A 19,570-nucleotide genomic window follows, 5' to 3' on the forward strand; every position below is an offset into this window, starting at 1 on the left:
CCCGTCGGGCCACCGAGCCACGCCGGGACCGTTCTGCCACCGCCCCTCGAAAATAGGAGAGCCGCCATGCCCGACACCACGCGTCGGTCCATCCTGCGCTCGGCCATAGCCGTTGCGCTCGCGCCCACTCTGGGCTCCCTGGTCGTGCCCGGGCTCGCGTCCGCCGCGTCCGCCGCCGTGTCCTGGACCGCGAAGTGGATCTGGGCGCCGTCGAGTTCGACGAATCAGTGGGTGGCGTTCCGTAGATCGTTCACCCTGGGCTCGGTGCCGTCGAAGGCCGTGACGCAGATCGCGGCGGACTCGAAGTACTGGCTGTGGGTGAACGGCACGCTGGTGGTCTTCGACGGTCAGCTCAAGCGCGGCCCGAACCGCACGGACACCTACTACGACGAGGTCGACCTCGCCCCGTACCTCAGCAGTGGCAGCAACACGGTCGCTCTGCTGGTGTGGTACTTCGGCAAGCAGGGCTTCTCGCACAGCAGCAGCGGCAAGGGCGGGCTGCTGTTCCAGTCCGACATCCAGGCCGGCTCGACGACCACCCGGCTGGTCAGCGACACCGGCTGGCGGCACACCGTCCATCCGGGCTACTCGAACAACACCAGCGGTACGCAGGTCAACTTCCGGCTGCCCGAGTCGAACATCTTCTACGACGGCCGCAACGCCACGACCCTGGCCGGGTGGCAGTCGTCCGGCTTCGACGACAGCGCGTGGAGCGCACCCACCGATTTCGGCGCGGCGGGTGCCGCGCCGTGGAACAACCTCGCTGAGCGGCCGGTCCCGCAGTTCCGGTACTCGGGGCTGAAGGCGTACACCAACGCCTCCACGCTGCCGTCCACTGGGCAGGGGGCCACCGCGATCTCGGCCGCCTTGCCGTCCAACCTCCAGGTCACGCCGTATCTGAAGGTGGACGCTCCGGCGGGTGCGGTGATCGGCATCCAGACCGATCACTATGACGACGGCGCGGGCCTGACCGGGATCGAGCCAGGCACCGCCTACAACATGCGCGCCACCTACGTCTGCGCGGGCGGGGTCCAGGAGTTCGAGGCGCTGGCGTGGATGAGTGGTACAGCGGTGAAGTACACGATTCCCGCGAGCGTGACGATCCTGGAGCTGAAGTACCGGGAGTCGGGTTACGACACCGACTTCGCCGGCTCGTTCAGCAGCAGTGACCCCTTCCTGGACAGCCTGTGGGGCAAGGCAGCCCGCACGATGTACGTCAACATGCGGGACAACTACATGGACTGCCCCACCCGCGAGCGCGCCCAGTGGTGGGGCGATGTGGTCAACCAGCTCAAGGAGGGCTTCTACACCTTCGACACCCGCTCGCATGCCCTGGGCAAGAAGGCCATCTCCCAGCTCACCTCCTGGCAGAAGGACAGCGGGGCGCTGTACTCACCGGTCCCGACGACCATCTGGACCAGCGAACTGCCCGTCCAGATGCTCGCCTCGGTGTGGTCGTTCTGGACGTACTACCTCTACACCGGCAACGCCGACGCCGTCACCGGTGCCTACCCGGCGGTGAAGACGTACCTGAAGCTGTGGACCCTGGACAGTGACGGCCTGGTCAACCACCGCAAGGGGGACTGGGACTGGGAGGACTGGGGCGGCAACATCGACGCCCGCGTCCTCGACAACTGCTGGTACTACCTGGCCCTGGACACCGCCGCCAACCTGGCCGAGCTCAGCGGCAACAGCGGTGACGTCGCCGGATGGAAGGCCCAACGCGACAGCATCAAGGCCAACTTCGACCGGGTGCTGTGGAACGCGTCCCGGAACGAATACCGCTCGCCCGGCTACACCAAGGACTCCGACGACCGGGCCAACGCGCTGGCCGTGGTGGCGGGCCTGGCCCCCGTCTCCCGCTACCGGGCGGTGACCGAGGTGCTGCGCACCCACCTCAACGCCAGCCCCTACATGGAGTTCTACGTCCTCGAAGCGCTGTATCTGATGGGCGCGGCCACCGTCGCCGAGGAGCGCATGCGCAACCGCTACGCCGCCCAGGTCGCCGACCCTGCCTGCTACACCTTGTGGGAGCTGTGGGACAAGGCCGCCGGCACCGACAACCACGCCTGGAACGGCGGCCCTCTGTACGCACTGTCCGCCTACGCCGCCGGAGTGCGCCCCACCAAGCCCGGCTGGACGACGTACGAGGTCATCCCGCAGACCGGGACCCTCGTGAAGGTCAACACCGTGGTGCCCACGGTCAAGGGCGACATCCGCTTCGGCATCACACGCGATGGCACCAAGGCCACGCTGACGCTCACTTCACCGAGCGGGACGACGGCCCGGGTGGGCGTGCCCACGTACGGCGGCTCCCAGCCGGTCGTCATGGCAGGCGGCACCACCGTCTACACCAACGGCTCCTCCACCGGCAGCGTCAGCGGTCTGACCTATGACGGCAAGGACGCCTCCTTCGTGTACTTCACCGTTCAGCCGGGCGCGTGGACGTTCACGGCGACGGGCACCGGTCGTCTCGACAACCTCGCCCTGGCCCGACCGGTCAGCAGCAACAACAGCCTGGAGAACAGCAACTGGGGCAGGAACCGGCTCACCGACGGGCAGCTCACCAGTGTGACCGGCGCGAAGGGCTACACCAGCAACGAGTTCGCCTCCGCCGACGTCAGCGCCAACCCTGTCTGGGTGGAGATCGATCTCGGCGCGGACACCGACTTCGACGCCGTACGGCTCTTTCCCCGCACCGACACCCCGGCGGCCGGGGGCGGCACCGCGGGCTTCCCGATCGACTTCACGATCCAGACCCGCCCCGACGGCTCCACCACGTACACCACGGTCCGCACCGTCACCGGGCAGTCGAATCCCAACGGGCTGGTGCAGACGTACGGCTTCAAGACGACCACCGCCCGCTACGTGCGCCTTCAGACGACCAGGCTGGGTACGCCCGCCTCCGACGAGACCACCAAGTACCGCCTCCAACTCGCCGAACTCACCGTCCCCACCGCCGCGACCACGGTCACGGCCGACTACACGCTGGAGAACGGTGACTGGGGCAAGACGCGTGTCCTGGACGGCACCACCACCAGCGTGACCGGCGCCAAGGGCTTCACCAGCATCGACTTCCCCTCCGCGGACGTCAGCGGCACGCCCGTGTGGATCGAGGTCGATCTCGGCGCCGACCGGGCCATCGGCTCCGTCACCCTCCATCCGCGCACCGACACCGGCGGAGCCGGGGGCGGCACGGCGGGCTTCCCCGTCGACTTCACGATCCAGACCCGAGCGGAGGGCGCCGCCACCTACACCACCGCCCGCACCGTCACCGCCGAACCGAACCCCGACGGAGCCGCCCAGACCTACACCCTCACCTCCGCCACCGGCCGCCATGTGCGACTGAAGGCCACGCGGCTCGGCAGGCCGGCCTCGGACGAGGCCACCACGTACCGCCTGCAACTCGCCGAGATCCGCATCGGATGACGCTCCCCGGCGGCGACCGACCCGGTACTCGCGCCCGCATGGCGCGATGCACCGGGTCGCGTCCGGTCCGTTCGAATGTCGGACCGGACCCTGGCCGTGCACCAGGGCGGTCATGGGGGCGCAGAAGGAGACGGCCAGAGGCCAAGGGCCACGGCACGGATACCGCGAAGCCGCTCACGGTGGCGGACTGCCTTTCGGCCGGAACGGCCGTTCAGCCCTTGACGGCGGAGCTGGCGACGCCCTGGACGAACCAGCGCTGGAAGAAGCCGAAGACGATCAGTACGGGCAGGACGAGGAGGACGCCGAAGGCGAGGGTCTGGCCCCAGTCCGGGGGCAGTTGGGCCTGGAAGACGCTCATCTCCAGGGGCAGCGGGCGTACCGAGGGATCGGAGACCATCAGGACCGGCCAGAGGAAGGAGCCCCACTGGGTGAGGAAGGTCAGGATCGCCACGGAGGCGAAGGCCGGCTTCGACATCGGGACGACGATGGCGAAGAAGGTGCGCCAGGGGCCCGCGCCGTCGATGCGGGCGGCTTCCTCGATGCTCGGCGGAATCGAGCGGAAGAAGGTGTGGAACTGGTAGACGGAGAAGGCGTTGGCGATGAAGGGGAGCGCCAGGACGTAGAGCGTGTTGCGCTGGTCGTTGAACATGTAGAAGAGGGGGACGGCCACCGACTCGAACGGGACCAGCATCAACAGCAGGACGAGGGTGAAGACGGCGTTCCGCCCACGCCACTTCAGCCGTGACAGCCCGTACGCGGCCATCGAGTTGACGAAGAGGCCGCCCGTCACCACCACGAACGCCAGCAGCACGGAGATGCCCATGAAGCGCCAGAAGTAGCCGGTGCTGTCGGAGTTGAGGCTGTCGAGGACAGCCGTGTAGTTGTCGAAGGACAGGTGGGTGGGAAGGAAGCCGGACAGGCCGTTCAGTACTTCGTCCGACGGCTTGAGGCTGCCGACCAACAGGTAGAGGACGGGCAGCACGAAGACGAACGCCAGGACGGACAGGACGGCGTAGTCGAGGAAGCGACGCAGACGTGGGCGGGTGAAGCCCGTGGCGGTGCTCATGGTCAGTCCTCGTTGTCGGGCCGGACGACGCGGCGCTGGACGATGGTCAGGGCGACGACGATCAGGAAGAAGACGACGGTGATCGCGGCTGCCTGGCCGACGTTGTTCTGGTCGAAGGCGGTGGTGACGGCCTGGTACATCACGGTGCGGGTGGCGTCCTCGTTGAGGCCGCCGCCGCGGATCAGGACGTAGACCTGGTCGAAGACCCGGAAGGAGAGCACCGAGGTGAGCATGGCGACGAAGACGAGGGTGCCGCGGATGCCGGGCAGGGTGACGTGGCGGAACTGCTGCAGGCGGCCGGCGCGGTCGAGCTCGGCGGCTTCGTAGAGCTCGCCCGGGATCTGCTGGAGGCCGGCGAGCAGGATGACCATCTGGAAGCCGACGCCCTGCCAGATGGACAGCACGATGATCGAGGCCATCGCGGTGGCGGAGTCGCCGAGCCAGTCGAAGGCGCCCCAGTTGCCGAAACTCACCGCGTGCAGCGCGGAGTTGAGCATGCCCTGGTCGCTGCGGGCGAGGATGAGCCGCCAGATCACGGCGACCAGCGCCATCGGGAAGACGACCGGCATGAAGAAGAAGGACCGGAACACCCCGATCGCCTTCAGCTTGCGGTTGAGCAGGATCGCCAGCCCGAGTGCGAGACCCGTCTGGACGGGGACGACGACCGCGGCGAAGGTCAGGTTGTTCAGCAGGGCCCGCAGGAAGGGGCCGGACAGGTCCGGGTCGGTGAACAGCCGCCGGTACTGCTCCAGGCCGAAGAAGGACGGTGCCAGCGGGGAGCCGAGGCGGACGTTGTAGAAGGAGAGGACGACGGCGTAGACGAACGGGATGCCGACGAAGGCTATGAGTCCTGCGACGGCGGGCGTGGACATGAGCAGTCCGTGCAACCAGTCACGGTTCTTGCGCACGGAGCGTGCCGGACGCGCGGACTTGGCGGCGGTCACGGGTGGGGCCTTCTCCCGGGCGAGGGGCGCGGCGGGCGCCGGTTCGACGGTCACGGATGGGTCCTGTTCCCGGCGGGGGCGGGCGCGGCTCGAGCGAGCCCGCCCCCGGCCGATGGTCCTACGGGATCTGGTAGCCGGCGTTGTCGGAGAAGTCCTGGTCGATGGCGCGGGCGGCCTTCTCCAGGGCGCTCTTGGGGTCGGTGCCCCCGTAGATCGAGTTGAGGGCCTCACCGAACTTCGCGGTGATGGTGGGGTATCCGGCGGTCACCGGGCGGGTGACGGCGACGCAGGACTTGGTGATGGCGCTGTCGCCGCAGGGCTTGGCGAGCTGGTCGGCGAAGAGCTGGAGCGGGCCGCCCTGCTTGTACAGGGAGCTCGCGGCGAGCGCGGTCTTGGTGGCGGGCGGGGCGCCGTTGGCCGTCGTCATCGCGGCGACGTTGGTGTCGTTGAGGAGGTAGTCCATGAAGGTTCCGGCGGCCTTGGCGTTCTTGCTGTCGGCGCCGATGCCCCACGCCCACGAGCCCTGGCCGGTCTTGGGGCCGCCTCCGAAGTCGGGCAGCGGCAGCACGACGAGGTCGTCACCAAGGGCCTGGCTGTAGGTGGGGTACATCCAGTGGCCGACCCAGCTGAGTGCCACGCGTCCCTTGGCGAAGGCGTTGCCGTCGGTGTTGGGGTCGACGTACGTCTTCCAGGACTGGAAGGTCTTCAGCGCCGAGACCGCGGCCGGCGTGTCGAGGGCGCCCTCCGCCTTGCCGTCCTTCAGGAGCGAGCCGCCGGCCGACCAGACGATCGGGGCGAAGCCGTACGTGCCCCACTCGGTGGCGAATCCGTTGTTCTCCTGGACGTCGAGGGTCCTGCCGTCGGAGTCCTTGGCCTTCAGCGCCTTGAGCGCGGCCGTGAACTCGTCCGCCGTCCAGGCGTCGTCCACGCTCGTCGGGTACTTCACTCCGGCCGCGTCCAGCAGCTTCTTGTTGCCGTAGATCCCCAGACCGGAGTCGTACATGCCCAGGCCGTAGTGCTTGTTGCCTATCTCGCCCTGTGCCTTGGCGGCGTCGGTGGCGTTGGCCATCGTCTGGGAGGAGACGTAGTCGTCGATCGGGGCGAGCTTCTTGTTGTAGACGAAGTTCGCCATGGTCGGGCCGTCGAACTCCAGCACGTCCGGCAGCTTGGAAGCGTCGGTGGTGGTGATCGTCTTGGTGTAGTCGTTGCCGGGCAGCAGTGTCAGCTCGACCTTGATCTCGCTCTGCGAGGAGTTGAAGGACTTCACGGCGGCCTGCAGGGCGGCGTCCTCGCTCTTCTGGCCCTGGTGGGCCCAGACACTGATGGTGCCCTTGCCGTTGCCGGCCTCCGCGGCGGCGTCGGTGCCGCCGCCCCCGCCGCAGGCGGCCAGTGCCGCCAGGGGCAGAGCGAGAGCCAGGCCCGTACAGGCTGTGCGGCGGTGCCTTCTGCTGGTCGAGCTCATGGTGTGTGCCTCCATGCTGTGGCGAGGGTTCGTGGTGCGGGCGTACTTGTCGAGGCGTGGGGGTGTGGGGCTCAAGGGGAGGGGGGTCTACTGGGGTCCGCGCGGACGGGGCGGGGCGGTGGTCTCGCGCAGGACGAGGCGGATGGGCATCTGGACATGCCCCGGTGATGCGGCGTCGGGTTCGTCGAGCTGGCGCAGCAGCAGCCGGGCGGCCTCCGCGCCCTGCTCGGCGACCGGCTGGGCGACGGTGGTCAGGCCGACCACGTCGGCGAGTTCGTGGTCGTCGAAGCCGACGACGGACACGTCGTCGGGCGCCTTGAGCCGGTGGCGGCGCAGGGCGCGAAGGGCGCCCATCGCCATCTCGTCGGACTGCGCGAACACGGCCGTCGGCGGCCGGGAGGCGGCCAGCAGCGCGGTCATCGCCCGCTCGCCGCCCTCGACGGTGTAGTCACCGTCCGCCTCCAACGCCGGGTCGTGCTCGATCCCGGCGTCGGCCAGTACGCCCAGGTAGGCGTTGCGGCGCTCGATGGGGGTGGTCCAGTGCAGCGGCCCGCTGGCCCCGCTGATCATGCCGATGCGGCGGTGGCCGAGGTTGACCAGATGCCGTACGGCGCTCTCGGTGCCGGCCCGGTCGTCGATGCCGACGACGGTGAATCCGGGCCGGGCGCCGCCGACCGTGGTGGCCAGCGGTACCCCCAGTGAGCGCAGCGCCGCAGACTCCCCGTCGTCAGGAATGAGGAGCGACAGCACCGCGTCCACTCGCTTGCGGACCGGCAGCTTGGTGAAGAAACGCTTGCGCGTCTCCGCCGAGCCCAGGTTGTACAGCAGCACGTCGTAGCCGGCGGTGCTGAACACCTTCTCGGCGGAGTCCAGCACGGTGCCGAAGAACCAGCGGCCCACATACGGGACCAGCACGCCGATGGTGTAGGTCCGGCCGCTGGCCAGGCTGGAGGCCGAGCGGGAGGCGGTGTAGCCGAGTTGCGCGGCGACGGCCGCGATCTGGGTCCGCACCTCGTCGGAGACGCCCGGCCGGCCGCGCAGCGCGCGGGACACGGTGGACGCGGAGACGCCGGCGGCGCGGGCGACGTCGTTGATGCTGGCCGTCACGGCGCAGTTCCTCCCGTTGGTTTCACGTCGGTGTGATCTGTGGGTGACGTGACCGTAAACCCGACCCACTTGTTGCGCAAGCGTTTGCGTTCATATTTACTTGGGCCGATTCTCAAGAGAGTCCGTATTTGCCGATGGTCAGCGCACGCGTTTGGGCGCTGTGAGCCGACAGGAACTGTGCATGCGATACGCCCCGCCCGGCCTCTGTGTGAACGACTTCGCCCTGCTGCGGGACGAGGCCGGCACGTACGCGGTGCTGCACCTCCAGGGGCCCTGGACGGCCGAGTTCGACCACCTGCGGATGGAGACCTCCTACGGCCGGGCCACCTCCACCGACCTGGTCGGCTGGCAGCCGCAGGGCACCGCGTTCGGGGTCGGCCTGCCCGGCCGCTTCGACCAGCAGGCGGTATGGACCATGCACCCCGTCCGGCACGGCGACGGAATGGCGATGTTCTACACGGGCGTGAGTGGACTGACGCCGGGCGGCTGGCCGCTCCAGTCCGTCGGGCTGGCCTACTCCGACCGCACCGACGGCACCGGCTGGCGCCGCCACGGCACCGGGCCGGTCGTCGAGGCCGACCCGCGCTGGTACCGCACCGGCGAGCAGATGGCCTGGCGTGACCCGTTCGTCGTACGCGACGACGAGACGGAGGGCTGGGTGATGGTGGTCTGCGCCAGCGACGCATCCCTGCCCGTCGAGTCCGGCGGCTGCGTCGCCTGGGCCACCTCCGACGACCTGGAGCACTGGACGATCCAGCCGCCTCTCATCTCACCCGGCGACGTCGACGAACTGGAGTGCCCGGTCCTGGAACGTCTCGACGACGGCAGCTGGCTGCTGCTCGGCTCCATCGGCGCGACCCGCGGCTTCGAGTCGTGGACCGCGCCGAGCCTGCGGGGCCCCTGGACCCGCCGTGGCCTCCTCGGGCCGACCGGCTCGTACGCCCCGCGCGTCATCGCCGCGCCCGACGGCTCCCGAGTCGTCCTGCACACCACGCCCCGCCAGGTCGGCCTCACCGATACGGGCGACCGCTGCCGCGGCATGCTCGCTCAGCCCAAGTCCCTTGTCGTAAGGGAGGGTTCGTCGCCCCGCCTGGAATGGTGGCCCGGCCTCGACGCCTGGCTCGGCGAGGAGACCGACCAGCCCGCCCTGCACGCCGTCGGCGACATCGACATCACCGGGCCCGTTCACATCACCCTGCGTGCCGACACGGAAAGCAGCAGCCGCCCCGTCCTTGCCGTGGTCTGCGACGGCAAGAACCTCTGGATCACCGGCCCCGACGGCACCCGCCTCGGCGAGACCGTCCTGACCGAACCCGCCACCACCCTGCGCATCCTCACCATCGGCGAATACGTCGAGGTCTACGCCGACCACGTCTTCGCCCTCACGACCCTGTCCTACTCCGGGCATCCCGCCCCGTGGACAGCCGTGACCGAAGAACACGGCCGTACGATCCCGGTACGCCCGATCCGGCTGCCCGACCCCCACCGCGACGACGCCTCGGCCGTCTGGCCCGGCCCCTGAGCGACGCGGGAGCCCGCTCACGGATCGCTCCCACGACCGAGTCCCGCACACGCCGCCGCCCGGACCTGCCCCGCAAGCCGGCGGGTGATCTTCTCGAGTTCTCGAGGTAGCCGGGGCAAGGTCGGTAGCCGGGGCAAGGTCGAAGGTCGGACGAGTCCCGCACCTGCAATCGATGGTCGGGGCCGGGGAACACCTCAGCCGGGTCGAGATCGCAGCACACTCGGTGGGCAAGCTCGCCGCCACCGTCATCGGGGCGACGGAAGAGTGGCTCGAGTGGGGTGGAGCTGCCCCTGCCTGGACCACGTACTCGACGGCTATTGGCGGGCGACACTCCTCGCCGACGGCTGGGCGGACCGCGTCGGACTGCAGCAGCTCTTCGCGCTGCTGGTGCACGCCGTGCTCTTCGGCCGTGGCTGCGGGGAACGGGCCCTGAAAACGGCTCGGGCGGCGCTCGCGCGGTGAGCGCGGGCACCGCCCGGAGCGACGTCGAGGGCGAGGAGAGCGAAAGGACTTGAGTTCATTTGGAGTGAATGAGAAGGAAGCCCCTTCATGGCCTCGCCGCGGGCAACGCTAGCACTCAGCCCGGGATCAAGTCGCGCAGATTTTCGAGGGTGATGAACCGGGAGTCCGGGTGCAGCCCCTCGGGACGTTCGAGACCGATGTACATCACGGGCTCGTCCGGGACCGGCTCGCCGTCCCACTGGCGTTGGCGGCGGCTGGGCGCCGTACAGGTGCCAGGTCCGGGGGCATCAACCTGCTGCACCCCGCTCGTCAGCGGCACGTACATGCCGTCGCCGATCGAGCCGGCCAGGCTCGCGGCGATGAGTCGGCGCCGGGTGCGAACACCCGGTTCAGCGGAAGTCGAGCGCACCGCGCCCCCGCTTCAGCTCCGTGAATGCCCCTATCCCGGCGAGGGTCGAAGTGGCCTGGAACAGCCGGATCGCTTCCTCGCCCTTGGGGACGGAGGTGAGGACGGGGCCGAAGAAGCCGACGCCGTCCACGGTGACGACGGGTGTCCCGGCCTCCTCGCCGACCGCTTCCTGGCCGGCCTGGTGGCTGGCGCGCAGGTCCGCGTCGAACGCGTCGGTGTGTGCGGCCTTGGCCAGGGACGCGGGCAGTCCCAGTTCGTCGAGGGACTCGGCGATGACCGCGTCGTAGTCCTTGTTGCGCCCCACGTGGATACGGCTGCCGAGCGCGGTGTAGAGCTCGCGCAGGACGGTGTTGCCGTGGAGGGCTTCGGCGGCTGCGCACACCCGGGCCGGGCCCCAGGCCCGGTCGTTGAACTCGCGGTACCAGGGGTCGAGTTCGCGATGCTCGTTGAGCACGGACAGGCTCATGATCCGCAAGCGAAGGTCGATCGGCTGAAGCCGTTCGACTTCGAGTAGCCATCGGGAGGTGACCCAGGCGAAGGGGCAGGCGGCATCGAAGTAGAGGACGACCGGCGTGGCGGCAGGAGCAACAGATTCATCTTCCATGGAAGGCAATTTATCATCCGTGGAAGATATAGTGAAGGCATGCAGACCGACGCCATCACCGCCATCGTCGAACAGTGGAAACACGAGCGCCCCGATCTGGACGCGGCACCGATGCTCGTCATCGGCCGGCTCTTCAGGCTCACAGAGGTACTGGACCAACGGCTGCGCCCGCCCTTCCAGGCCGCGGGCCTGGGCGGCGGTGACTTCGACGTGCTGGCGGCGCTCCGGCGTTCAGGGGAGCCCTACGCGCTGTCCGCAGGCGAGCTCAGCCGCACCGTCCTGGTCACCACCGGCGCGATCAGCAAGCGGGTCGACCGGCTCGAAGCCCGTGGCCTGGTCAGCAGATCCGTCGCCGAGAGTGATTCACGCGGACGCCTCATCACCCTCACCGCCGAGGGCGTCGAACTGACCGACGAACTCATCGCCGTCCACTTGGACAACCAGCGTCGACTCCTCTCCGGGCTCAGCGCGGACGAGCGGACGCAGCTTGCCGCCCTGCTCGAACGACTCGCCTCGACACTGCCCGAAGGCGATGGCCGGGCCGACAGAACGTCACCGCGCCCAGACCCGCCCGGGGCAACCACGTGACGGGGCCTGGGGCGGGTGCTGTCGGCTCTCACGGCTGATACGCGACGGCGGTCAGGACAAGGCCACGACGGACCTGCCAGCGTCCGTGGAAGTCGTGGAGCCGCCGGCCGTCCCGATCGCGGCCTTCGCGCAGGAGACGGGCTCGGAAAAGCGGACCGCGCGGGTCGATGCGGATCTCGGCATCTGCAAAGCCGAGCCACTCGCCGACGAGTGGGAACCAGGTCTTGTAAACGGATTCCTTGGCGCTGAACAGCACCCGGTCCCAGCACACAGTGGAGTCGTGGCGGGCCAACTCGGCCAGTAACCGCCGCTCGCCCGGAAGTGCCACCATATTGACGATGCCGTCAGGAACCGGTTCGTGCGGTTCCGCGTCGATGCCCAGGGAACAGACATCGGTACGGCATGCCACCGCGGCGGCACGGTAGCCGTCGCAGTGGGTCATGGACCCCACGACGCCCTCGGGCCATGTGGGCGCCCTGCGCCGCCCCGGCACCAGCGGTACGGCCGGATGCCCCAACTCCGCCAGCGCCCGGCGCGCGCAGTGCCGTACGGTGGCGAACTCGCGGCGCCTCCTGTCCATCGCCTTTGCGATCCAGGCATGCTCCTCAGGGAAGAGGAACACCCCTGCCGGGTCGTCGAACTCCTCGGCCGTCCCGGTGCCTTGGGGCAGCAGCGGTGCCAGAAGCGTCGTGCTCAGGATCTGTCCCTCCTGGGACCAGTGCGGTATGGGACGTCGCGGGGGTGGCCGGGGCGCCGCCGCCCTCGCGGGTGCCGACACCTGCCGGGAGACGAACGACGCCGGCCCGGTGGCATCGTCGTCCTGTCCGAGCTGAAGGACGGCCTCAGCCGCCGACCGCCGGGCTGCCGGACGCAACAGCGGATGCGCGCGTCTCGGCGGCAGGCCCGGTCTGCCGCTGGGCGTCCCGCTTCGCCACCTCCTCGCGCACGATCGGGATGACCTCCCGGCCGAACTCGACGGCGTCCTCCGCGTAGTCGTAGCCGTGCGCCGCGATGATCTCCACACCGAGATCGATGTAGTCGAGCAGCGCGGCCGCCACCGTCTCGGGCGTGCCGACGAGCGCCGCGACGGGCCCACCGCCACCGGTGGCCGCCACGGTCCCCGTCCACAGGGCGCGGTCGTAGCGCTCCCCCTTCTCGGCGAGCCGGCGCAGACGGTACGACGCGACGTCCGCGCTCTTGCTGAGTCCCTGCTTGCGGGCGTGGATCCGGTCGACGACGCGATGCGCCTTGTCCCAGGCCAGTTCCTCCGTGGCGGCGATGATCGGGCGGAAGGCAACGTGCAGACGGGGGGTGTCGGTGCGTCCGGCCGCGCGGGCCGCCGCCCGGATCGACTTGATCTGCTCGGCGGTGCCGGCGAGGGACTCCGCCCACAGCCCGTAGATGTCCGCCTCCGCGCCGCCGACCGCGTAGGCGGCCGCCGACGAACCGCCGAAGGAGAGCGCGGGCCGGGGCTGCTGGGCCGGGAAGACGTCGCTGACGAAGTCGGTGAAGCGGTAGTACTGGCCCTCGTAGTCGAAGGGCTCGTGCGATGTCCATGCCTTCTTGATGATCTGCATGTACTCGCGGGTGCGTGCGTACCGCTCGTCCTTGGTCAGGTAGTCGCCTTCCCGCTGCTGGTCGTCGTCGAAGGCCCCGCTGATGAAGTGCAGGGTCAGCCGGCCGTCCGTGACGTGGTCGAACGTGGCGAACGTGGTGGCGGCGAAGGTCGGGTAGGACACGTTCGGCCGGTGGGCGACGAGGAACTCCATGCGGTCGGTGTTGGCGGCGAGGTACGCGGCGACCTGGGCGGGATCGGGCCAGTTGGACCGGTAGGCGATGAGCAGGCGGTCCCAGCCGGATTCCTCGTGCGCCTGCGCGAGACGCAGGGTGTAGTCCTTGTCGAACATCGCACCACTGCGTGCGCGGGTCTCGGAACCGTCGTTGGTCATTGCGGACCCCACGAAAGTGACGGGCATGACTGCTGATCTCCTTACTGCGGTGGCGTGGTGCGGGACGGCGGGTTCAGACTCGCGTGGTGCCGGGCGCGGGCGTCTTCACCTGTGGGCCTCTCGGCCCGAAGCTGAGGAGGACACCGCACACCAGGGCGGTGAGCAGCGTGACCACGCCGCCCACGGCGAACGGTGCCCTTCCGCCGAACGTGTCCGCGAGCCAACCCGTGAGGGGACTGCCGATCGGGGTGCCGCCCAGGAGGACGAGCATGTAGAGACCCATGACCCGTCCTCTCACCTCCGGTTCGGCGGAGAGCTGGATGGTGCTGTGCGCCGTGGTCACGAAGACCGTCGTGGCGATGCCGGCTCCGACCAGCATCAGGCCGAAGAGCCACACGCTGGGCATCAGACCGAGTACCACCTCCAGCGCGCCGAGCGCCGAAGAGCTCAGGAGCAGCAGCCGTTGGCGGTTGCCGACCTTGTCGGCGTACAGCGTCGCCAAGGTCGCGCCGATCAGCATGCCCACCGCGAGCATCGTGGACAGGAGCCCGTACACGCCGACACCGGAGCCGATCACCCTGGTGGTGAAGAGCGGGATCGACGTGGGGAAACTCGCGAAGGTGCCGACCACCAGGGTGAGCGTCAGAAACAGCATCAGATCGGTTCGGCCGCGGACGTAGCGGAGCCCGTCCAGGAGTAGTCCGGGCGTGCGCTGCGCCGGGGGAGTGCTGTGCAGCGTGCGCGGATCCGTCCACAGCAGGCCACCGACCACGGCGGCGAAGCTGGCGGCGTTGCAGAGGAAGACCCAGCCCGTGCCCCACCAGCCGATCGCCGCTCCGGCAAGAGCCGGCCCGACGATCCGGGACACGTTGAAGGTCATGGAGTTCAGCGGCACGGCCTTGGGGACGTTGGCCACCCCGACCATCTCGACCACGAACGACTCGAAGATGGGGGCGTCCAGGGCGGACAGACACCCGAGTGCCAGGCACAGCAGATAGACCTGCCACAGCTGGATCACTCCGCCGAGGTCGAGCAGGCCGAGTGTGAGGGCGCACAGTCCCATCAGAGCCTGCAGGACCATTAGCGTTTTGCGTACGTTCAGCCGGTCGGCCAGCACCCCGGCCCACAGGGAAAGGAAGATGATGGGCAGGAACTGGAGCGCCGTCGCGGTGCCCAACGCGATCGGGTCGTTCCCGGACAGTTCCAGGACCAGCCAGTCCTGGGCGACTCGTTGCATCCAGGTGCCGGTCAGGGAGACCGCCTGGCCGATGACGAACCGGCGGAAGTTGCGTACCCGCAGTACGTCGAACATACGGGTACGCCCGCGGGGGTGCCGCGACTGCGGTGTGGGTTCCTCTCCGCTCACAGCCGAGGCCACCGGCTACTTCCCCTGGCCCGAGGCGGGCGTGCCCGGGCGGACGAGGTGCTCGCCCAGGACGAGGAAGTCGAGCCCGAGGTTCCTGAAGGTGCGTACCGCGTCGGCGGCGGTGTCGACGATGGGTTCCGCCCGCCCGTTGAACGAGGTGTTGACCAGGACCGGTGCTTCTCCGAGCGTGTGCAGACGCGTGAGGAGGCTCTCCACGACCGGTGCCTGACCCGGGACGATCACCTGGGGCCGGGTGGTGCCGTCGACCGGGTGGGTCGCCGCCGACATGACCTCGCGCGCGTGCCCGGACACCACGGCGCTGCCGACCATGTAGCGCTCCCGAAGGCCCTGACTCGGCCACAGCGTGGGGGCGAACGCGGCCAGGGTCACCGGGGCGAGCGGCCGCCACTGCTCACGGTTCTTGAGTGTGTTGATCCGGTTCCGTACGTTGGACGGCTGCGGGACCGCCACGATCGACCGGTGGCCCAGCGCCCGGGGACCGATCTCCGCCCGGCCCTGTGCCACGGCACCGATCGCACCGGTGAGCAACAGGTCGGTCACGGCCTCGGGCGAGAAGTCCGACACCTGGAACCCGGCGTCCCTCAGTCCGTCGAGTTCGGCGTCACCCGTACCCAAGTCCCTGCCCAGGTAAGGTGATTGAAGGAGCTCCACCTTCTTCGGCGGGCAGACGAACCACGCCGCTCCGAGGGAGACACCGGCGTCGTGCGGGAACGGCGGAACGTAGGTGGGGTCGGGAAGCTTGCCGTTCGCCACGCAGTTCAGGGCGACGCCGCCCGAGAGGCAGACCTGGTCCGTGCCGCTCAGACAGACGGTCTCGGCATAGAGAGCCCGGAAGTTCTCCTCGACGGTGCGCTGAGCGCTCGCCGCGATCCGTACGGCCACCGCATCGCGGTCGAGGTGCTCCGTCGGCTGCGTCACCTGGCCGAACCGGTCACCGAAATAGCCCATCCACGAGTCGGTGAGCACCTCGTACGGCACGTCGGGCTCATGCTCGAAGGGCGGTTTGCTCTTCCAGCCGCCGTCGCCGATCAGATCTCCCATCGGCAGGAGGGCGGACTCCGAGCCCTGCCCGTACGGGGCCAGCCCCATGGTCTTGCCGGCGCCGTAGGTGCCGAAGCCCAGTACCCGGCTCGCCGCCTCGTACATGGACCCCAAGGAGTAGCCGCGCGGCCAGCGGCGCTTGAGGCTCAGGCCGGAGGCGCGGTCACCGGCGAAGATCGAAACGGATTCCAGTTCGCCGCTGCCGTCGACGACGAGGACGCCGGCCTTGTCGAAACCCGAGGCGTAGAACGACGAGACGGCGTGCGCCAGATGGTGCTCGACGAAGACGAGTTCGGGGGCCGGCCCCGTGGCGGCTTCCGGACCGAAGAGCGCGGCGTACATCTCCTGGCGTTCGGAGTCGTGCCAGGTGCGGTAGCGAGGCATGTCCCAGCCCATGGCGACGGCATCGAGATCGCGCCAGGAGATTCCGGCCACCTCGAGGCAGTACCGCGCGGCCTGCCCCGGGAAGCTGCCTTCGGCGTGTTTGACGCGTGTGAAGCGCTCTTCCTCGGCGAAGGCCCAAATGGTGCCATCGCCGTCCACGAGCACGGCAGCGGTGTCGTGTCGATTCCAGTTGACGCCCAGGACCCACATGTGAGTTGCACCTCCGTTGCTGGGTTGCCGGCCGCCGAGTGCCAGAGGCCCGGAGCGGCAGCAGTTCTGATGGACAGCGGTCGCAGACCGCGGACATACGGCAGTGGTGAGTGCACGTAGGTATGTTGGGTCGGCGCGCATGACAGGCATGGGAACAGTCGCCGAGAGCCCATCTCACGGAACGGAACGCTGAGGACGCCTCTGGTCCGTCGGGGGTTGGTTCCATGATCCGCGGCTTATGAAATCCGACAGGTCACCGGCGTGCAACCACCTGTGGTGATCGTCACATCAGGGCCGCCGTGAGGCTGACTGGTAGTCAATTAACTGTGCACTCCTGGAGGTTGACGGTGCACTCCTGGAGCTGGACGTTGCCTGCGGTCGGTTGCGATCTTGATCAATCGTCGGATGACTCGAATGACCGGAGGCGCGCGCGGTGGCCAGCAAAGAACATGTGGTGCATGTCGGGTTCGCCGATCAGGACGCGGCCGTGATCGACTTCGAGAAGTACGACGTGACGCTTCTCCTGGACGCTTTCGCGGCTTCACGCCTTCCGGAGGACGTGCGTCGGCGCTTCGCGCGCGTCGGCATCCTGGCGTTGCCCCGCCGAGTCGACCTGGACGACTACGACCGAGCGTCGGAGCAGATGATCGCGCTGGTCAGGGAGTTCTCGCGGGACCTGGGAGAACCGTCCGCCATCGTGGGCCTCTACGAGAACACCACCCTGCCCGCGGCCCGGCTCCGAGAGGAGTTCGGCCTGCCCGGCACGGACGTCAGGACGACACTGCTCTTCCGGGACAAGGTCCTGATGAAGCAGGCACTGAACGGCGTGGTGAGAGTGCCGCGCTACTGGGACGTGGACGCCGCGACACCGACGGCCGAACTGGAGGACATCGCGGCCGGCCTGCCGGGGAAGGTCGTGCTCAAGCCGAGGAGCCAGGCCGCCAGCTTCGGCATCGAGATCTTCGACAGTGCCGGGGACTTCCTGCGGTACGCGCGTACGGAGGGCATCCGGGACCACTATGAGGTCGAGGAGTTCGTCGAGGGAGCCGTGTGCCACTTCGACGGCCTGATGCGCGACGGCGAGATCCTCTTCCTCAGCGCCGCCCGCTACCTGGGCAACTGCTTCGATCTGCAGTACGGCAAGGAGGCCCTGGCCTCGGTCTGCATCGACGATCCTGTGCAGGTACGGCAGATCCACGAGTTCACCGAGCGGGTACTGGGCACTCTGGGGCTGCGTGACGGGTCGTTCCATCTGGAGGCGTTTCGCACGCCCGACGGTGACCTCGTCTTCCTGGAGGTGGCCAATCGTCTCGGCGGCGGTTACATCAGGCGCCACTTCCAGGAAGCGTACGGTCTGGACCTGTTGGCCGAGTCGATCGCGGTGTGCATGAACCTGCCGTCGGCCGTGGAGAAGGCCACGACCCACCTCGATCTGCGGGCAGCCGGCCGCGGAGTCACCGGCTGGGTGCACCCGGCCCTCCAGGAAGACGCGTTGTGCCAGGTCAAGCGCATCAGGGGCTTGGACGTCTGCCCCGATTCGGTGATCTATTCCGAGATCCCGGACATCGGCAAGGTGTTCAACCGGGTTCCGGGATTCTTCGTCGGCTCAGGCCTGTTCATTCTGGCGGGTGAGACCACCGAGTCGATCGAGCGGGACGCGCTCGGCATCATCGAGTCCTACGGGATCGAAGTCCAGCTGCTCGACGGGTCCGCGGTACTGACCGGCCCGGCGGACCGCTAGTTCGAAGTCGATCATTGTGCTTTCATGTCCTCGGCGGGTGCGAACGGTTTGTCAGGCACCGTCGCCCCACTTCGCCGATCCCACAACTCACGAGACCCCGCGGTCGGCCTGCCATTTTCCTCCCTGTCGAGTTTCAAGAGGAACCATGACCTTCGCACTGATGTTTCCTGGGCAGGGCTCGCAGTTCCGGGGAATGGGGCAGGACCTTTTCCGGAGCTATCCGGGGCTCACGCAATACGCGTCCGACCTGCTGGGGTACGATCTGGCCGCGCTCTGCCGGGACGATCCCGATGACCGGCTTTCGAGGACAGAATTCACCCAGCCCGCCCTGTTCACCGTGAACGCGCTCCACTTGTTCGAACGCGAGCGCCGCGAGGAACGCCCCGCCGACTACTACCTGGGGCACAGCCTCGGCGAATACAACGCGCTGCTGGCAGCGGGTGTGTTCGACCTGGAAACCGGCCTGCGGATCGTGCGCAGACGTGCCGAGTTGATGGCTGAGGCGGTCGGCGGCGGGATGACCGCGGTGATGAACGCCCCGGCAGCCCGCCTGACCGAGATCTTCGCGGAGGACGACGTCGAGGGCGTCGACATCGCGGCCTTCAACACCGACGCCCAGGTGGTGATCGCGGCCTCCGCCCAGGCGCTCGAGGCGGCCCATGCCGTACTCCGTGACAGGGGAGTGAGATTCGTTCCCCTGCGGGTCGGCGGTGCCTTCCATTCACGCTACATGGAACCGGTGCGGGCGGAGTTCTCCCGGTTTCTGCAGGGGATCGTCTTCAAGGAGCCCCGGGCTCCCGTCGTATCGAACGTGACGGCCCGCCCGCACGCGCCCGGTCAAATCCGTGAACGGCTGGCCGAACAACTCGTCGAGCCGGTGCGCTGGACCGAAAGCATCCGATATCTCATGTCGCTGGAAGACGGCCTGGAGCACCAGGAGATCGGCGGCAAGGATCTTACGCGCATGGTGGCGCACATCAGAGCGGAGGGCTGAGGAAATGCTCAGGACAGAGAAGATCAGGCAGTACATGGAAGAGCGGTTCCTGGTCGATTTCGGTGAGGACGTGACCGCGGACACCGATCTCTTCAAGGCAGGCGTCATGGATTCCTTTGGCTATCTGCAGCTGATGGATTACCTGGAGACCGAGTTCGGTGTGAAGATCGCATCGGACGAGATACTTTCCAACGTCTTCGTGTCGCTCGCCACGATCGACGCCTTTGTGGCCCACAAAATGGGCGCGGACGTCTAGGTAGGGGAAACCTGC

16 protein-coding genes and 1 pseudogene are annotated in these 19,570 nt (G+C 68.6%); 7 read left to right on the plus strand and 10 right to left on the minus strand.

The window, feature by feature from the left end; translation table 11 throughout:
• Nucleotides 1-66 precede the first annotated feature (66 nt).
• Nucleotides 67-3,429 (plus strand): alpha-L-rhamnosidase-related protein, encoded by a 3,363-nt coding sequence (locus tag OG289_RS47150; RefSeq protein ID WP_327320174.1) that lies wholly within the window; start codon nucleotides 67-69, stop codon nucleotides 3,427-3,429.
• A 211-nt stretch (nucleotides 3,430-3,640) separates the two neighbouring features.
• On the opposite strand, the gene OG289_RS47155 is transcribed toward OG289_RS47150, so the two are convergent.
• The 4 genes from OG289_RS47155 to OG289_RS47170 form a co-directional block, all read right to left on the minus strand.
• Nucleotides 3,641-4,495, minus strand: coding sequence for a carbohydrate ABC transporter permease (locus OG289_RS47155; protein WP_327320175.1), 855 nt, complete (start codon nucleotides 4,493-4,495; stop codon nucleotides 3,641-3,643).
• Between the two features lie 2 nt (nucleotides 4,496-4,497).
• Nucleotides 4,498-5,493, minus strand: coding sequence for a carbohydrate ABC transporter permease (locus OG289_RS47160; RefSeq protein ID WP_327320176.1), 996 nt, complete (start codon nucleotides 5,491-5,493; stop codon nucleotides 4,498-4,500).
• 64 nt (nucleotides 5,494-5,557) lie between these two features.
• Nucleotides 5,558-6,901 (minus strand): ABC transporter substrate-binding protein, encoded by a 1,344-nt coding sequence (locus OG289_RS47165; RefSeq protein WP_327320177.1) that lies wholly within the window; start codon nucleotides 6,899-6,901, stop codon nucleotides 5,558-5,560.
• A gap of 87 nt (nucleotides 6,902-6,988) precedes the next feature.
• Nucleotides 6,989-8,008, minus strand: a complete 1,020-nt coding sequence (locus OG289_RS47170; protein ID WP_327320178.1) for a LacI family DNA-binding transcriptional regulator — start codon at nucleotides 8,006-8,008, stop codon at nucleotides 6,989-6,991.
• A gap of 181 nt (nucleotides 8,009-8,189) precedes the next feature.
• On the opposite strand from OG289_RS47170, the gene OG289_RS47175 reads away from it, so the two are divergent.
• Nucleotides 8,190-9,530 carry a mucin-1 gene (locus tag OG289_RS47175; protein WP_327320179.1) on the plus strand — a complete coding sequence of 447 codons (1,341 nt, stop codon included), beginning with the start codon at nucleotides 8,190-8,192 and terminating at the stop codon, nucleotides 9,528-9,530.
• Nucleotides 9,531-9,809: 279 nt separating this feature from the next.
• Nucleotides 9,810-9,992: pseudogene (locus OG289_RS47180) on the plus strand (fructosamine kinase family protein); the annotation flags it as partial.
• 115 nt (nucleotides 9,993-10,107) lie between these two features.
• On the opposite strand, the gene OG289_RS47185 reads toward OG289_RS47180, so the two are convergent.
• Together OG289_RS47185 and OG289_RS47190 are read right to left on the minus strand one after the other, a co-directional pair.
• Nucleotides 10,108-10,401 (minus strand): hypothetical protein, encoded by a 294-nt coding sequence (locus OG289_RS47185; protein WP_327321056.1) that lies wholly within the window; start codon nucleotides 10,399-10,401, stop codon nucleotides 10,108-10,110.
• Nucleotides 10,382-11,005, minus strand: coding sequence for a mycothiol-dependent nitroreductase Rv2466c family protein (locus OG289_RS47190; protein WP_327320180.1), 624 nt, complete (start codon nucleotides 11,003-11,005; stop codon nucleotides 10,382-10,384). Before OG289_RS47190 ends, OG289_RS47185 begins: the two co-directional genes overlap by 20 nt.
• A gap of 39 nt (nucleotides 11,006-11,044) precedes the next feature.
• Here OG289_RS47190 and OG289_RS47195 point away from each other — a divergent pair, with 39 nt between their 5' ends.
• A complete protein-coding gene (locus OG289_RS47195; protein ID WP_327320181.1) occupies nucleotides 11,045-11,593 on the plus strand; it encodes a MarR family winged helix-turn-helix transcriptional regulator in 549 nt (182 codons plus the stop codon).
• Nucleotides 11,594-11,621: 28 nt separating this feature from the next.
• Here the strand turns inward: OG289_RS47195 and OG289_RS47200 are convergent, their stop codons facing one another.
• The 4 genes from OG289_RS47200 to OG289_RS47215 form a co-directional block, all read right to left on the minus strand.
• Nucleotides 11,622-12,467 carry a 4'-phosphopantetheinyl transferase family protein gene (locus tag OG289_RS47200; RefSeq protein ID WP_327320182.1) on the minus strand — a complete coding sequence of 282 codons (846 nt, stop codon included), beginning with the start codon at nucleotides 12,465-12,467 and terminating at the stop codon, nucleotides 11,622-11,624.
• Nucleotides 12,436-13,569, minus strand: a complete 1,134-nt coding sequence (locus OG289_RS47205; protein ID WP_327320183.1) for an LLM class flavin-dependent oxidoreductase — start codon at nucleotides 13,567-13,569, stop codon at nucleotides 12,436-12,438. Before OG289_RS47205 ends, OG289_RS47200 begins: the two co-directional genes overlap by 32 nt.
• Before the next feature lie 46 nt (nucleotides 13,570-13,615).
• Nucleotides 13,616-14,854: an MFS transporter gene (locus OG289_RS47210; protein ID WP_327320184.1), complete on the minus strand. Its 1,239-nt coding sequence runs from the start codon at nucleotides 14,852-14,854 to the stop codon at nucleotides 13,616-13,618.
• A 69-nt stretch (nucleotides 14,855-14,923) separates the two neighbouring features.
• Nucleotides 14,924-16,564: a carbamoyltransferase C-terminal domain-containing protein gene (locus OG289_RS47215; RefSeq protein ID WP_327320185.1), complete on the minus strand. Its 1,641-nt coding sequence runs from the start codon at nucleotides 16,562-16,564 to the stop codon at nucleotides 14,924-14,926.
• Nucleotides 16,565-16,997: 433 nt separating this feature from the next.
• Between OG289_RS47215 and OG289_RS47220 the strand changes: the two genes are divergently transcribed.
• The 3 genes from OG289_RS47220 to OG289_RS47230 all read left to right on the plus strand — a co-directional run bounded on the left by OG289_RS47220 (nucleotide 16,998) and on the right by OG289_RS47230 (nucleotide 19,555).
• Nucleotides 16,998-18,305, plus strand: coding sequence for an ATP-grasp domain-containing protein (locus OG289_RS47220; RefSeq protein WP_327320186.1), 1,308 nt, complete (start codon nucleotides 16,998-17,000; stop codon nucleotides 18,303-18,305).
• 145 nt (nucleotides 18,306-18,450) lie between these two features.
• The gene (gene fabD, locus OG289_RS47225; protein ID WP_327320187.1) at nucleotides 18,451-19,299 is read left to right on the plus strand and encodes an ACP S-malonyltransferase; all 849 of its coding nucleotides are present in this window, start codon (nucleotides 18,451-18,453) and stop codon (nucleotides 19,297-19,299) included.
• A 4-nt stretch (nucleotides 19,300-19,303) separates the two neighbouring features.
• On the plus strand, nucleotides 19,304-19,555 hold the full coding sequence (locus OG289_RS47230; protein ID WP_327320188.1) for an acyl carrier protein: 252 nt from the start codon (nucleotides 19,304-19,306) through the stop codon (nucleotides 19,553-19,555).
• Nucleotides 19,556-19,570 lie beyond the last annotated feature (15 nt).

Source organism: Streptomyces sp. NBC_01235 (assembly GCF_035989285.1).
In the GTDB taxonomy this organism is placed as follows: Bacteria; Actinomycetota; Actinomycetes; order Streptomycetales; family Streptomycetaceae; genus Streptomyces.

What these genes read in the sequence shown, in the direction of transcription:
- OG289_RS47150 (WP_327320174.1), top strand. Translation starts at nt 67, where the DNA reads ATGCCCGACACCACGCGTCGGTCCATCCTGCGCTCGGCCATAGCCGTT.
- OG289_RS47155 (WP_327320175.1), bottom strand. Translation starts at nt 4,495, where the DNA reads ATGAGCACCGCCACGGGCTTCACCCGCCCACGTCTGCGTCGCTTCCTC.
- OG289_RS47165 (WP_327320177.1), bottom strand. Translation starts at nt 6,901, where the DNA reads ATGAGCTCGACCAGCAGAAGGCACCGCCGCACAGCCTGTACGGGCCTG.
- OG289_RS47175 (WP_327320179.1), top strand. Translation starts at nt 8,190, where the DNA reads ATGCGATACGCCCCGCCCGGCCTCTGTGTGAACGACTTCGCCCTGCTG.
- OG289_RS47190 (WP_327320180.1), bottom strand. Translation starts at nt 11,005, where the DNA reads ATGGAAGATGAATCTGTTGCTCCTGCCGCCACGCCGGTCGTCCTCTAC.
- OG289_RS47195 (WP_327320181.1), top strand. Translation starts at nt 11,045, where the DNA reads ATGCAGACCGACGCCATCACCGCCATCGTCGAACAGTGGAAACACGAG.
- OG289_RS47205 (WP_327320183.1), bottom strand. Translation starts at nt 13,569, where the DNA reads ATGCCCGTCACTTTCGTGGGGTCCGCAATGACCAACGACGGTTCCGAG.
- OG289_RS47210 (WP_327320184.1), bottom strand. Translation starts at nt 14,854, where the DNA reads ATGTTCGACGTACTGCGGGTACGCAACTTCCGCCGGTTCGTCATCGGC.
- OG289_RS47215 (WP_327320185.1), bottom strand. Translation starts at nt 16,564, where the DNA reads ATGTGGGTCCTGGGCGTCAACTGGAATCGACACGACACCGCTGCCGTG.
- fabD (WP_327320187.1), top strand. Translation starts at nt 18,451, where the DNA reads ATGACCTTCGCACTGATGTTTCCTGGGCAGGGCTCGCAGTTCCGGGGA.
- OG289_RS47230 (WP_327320188.1), top strand. Translation starts at nt 19,304, where the DNA reads ATGCTCAGGACAGAGAAGATCAGGCAGTACATGGAAGAGCGGTTCCTG.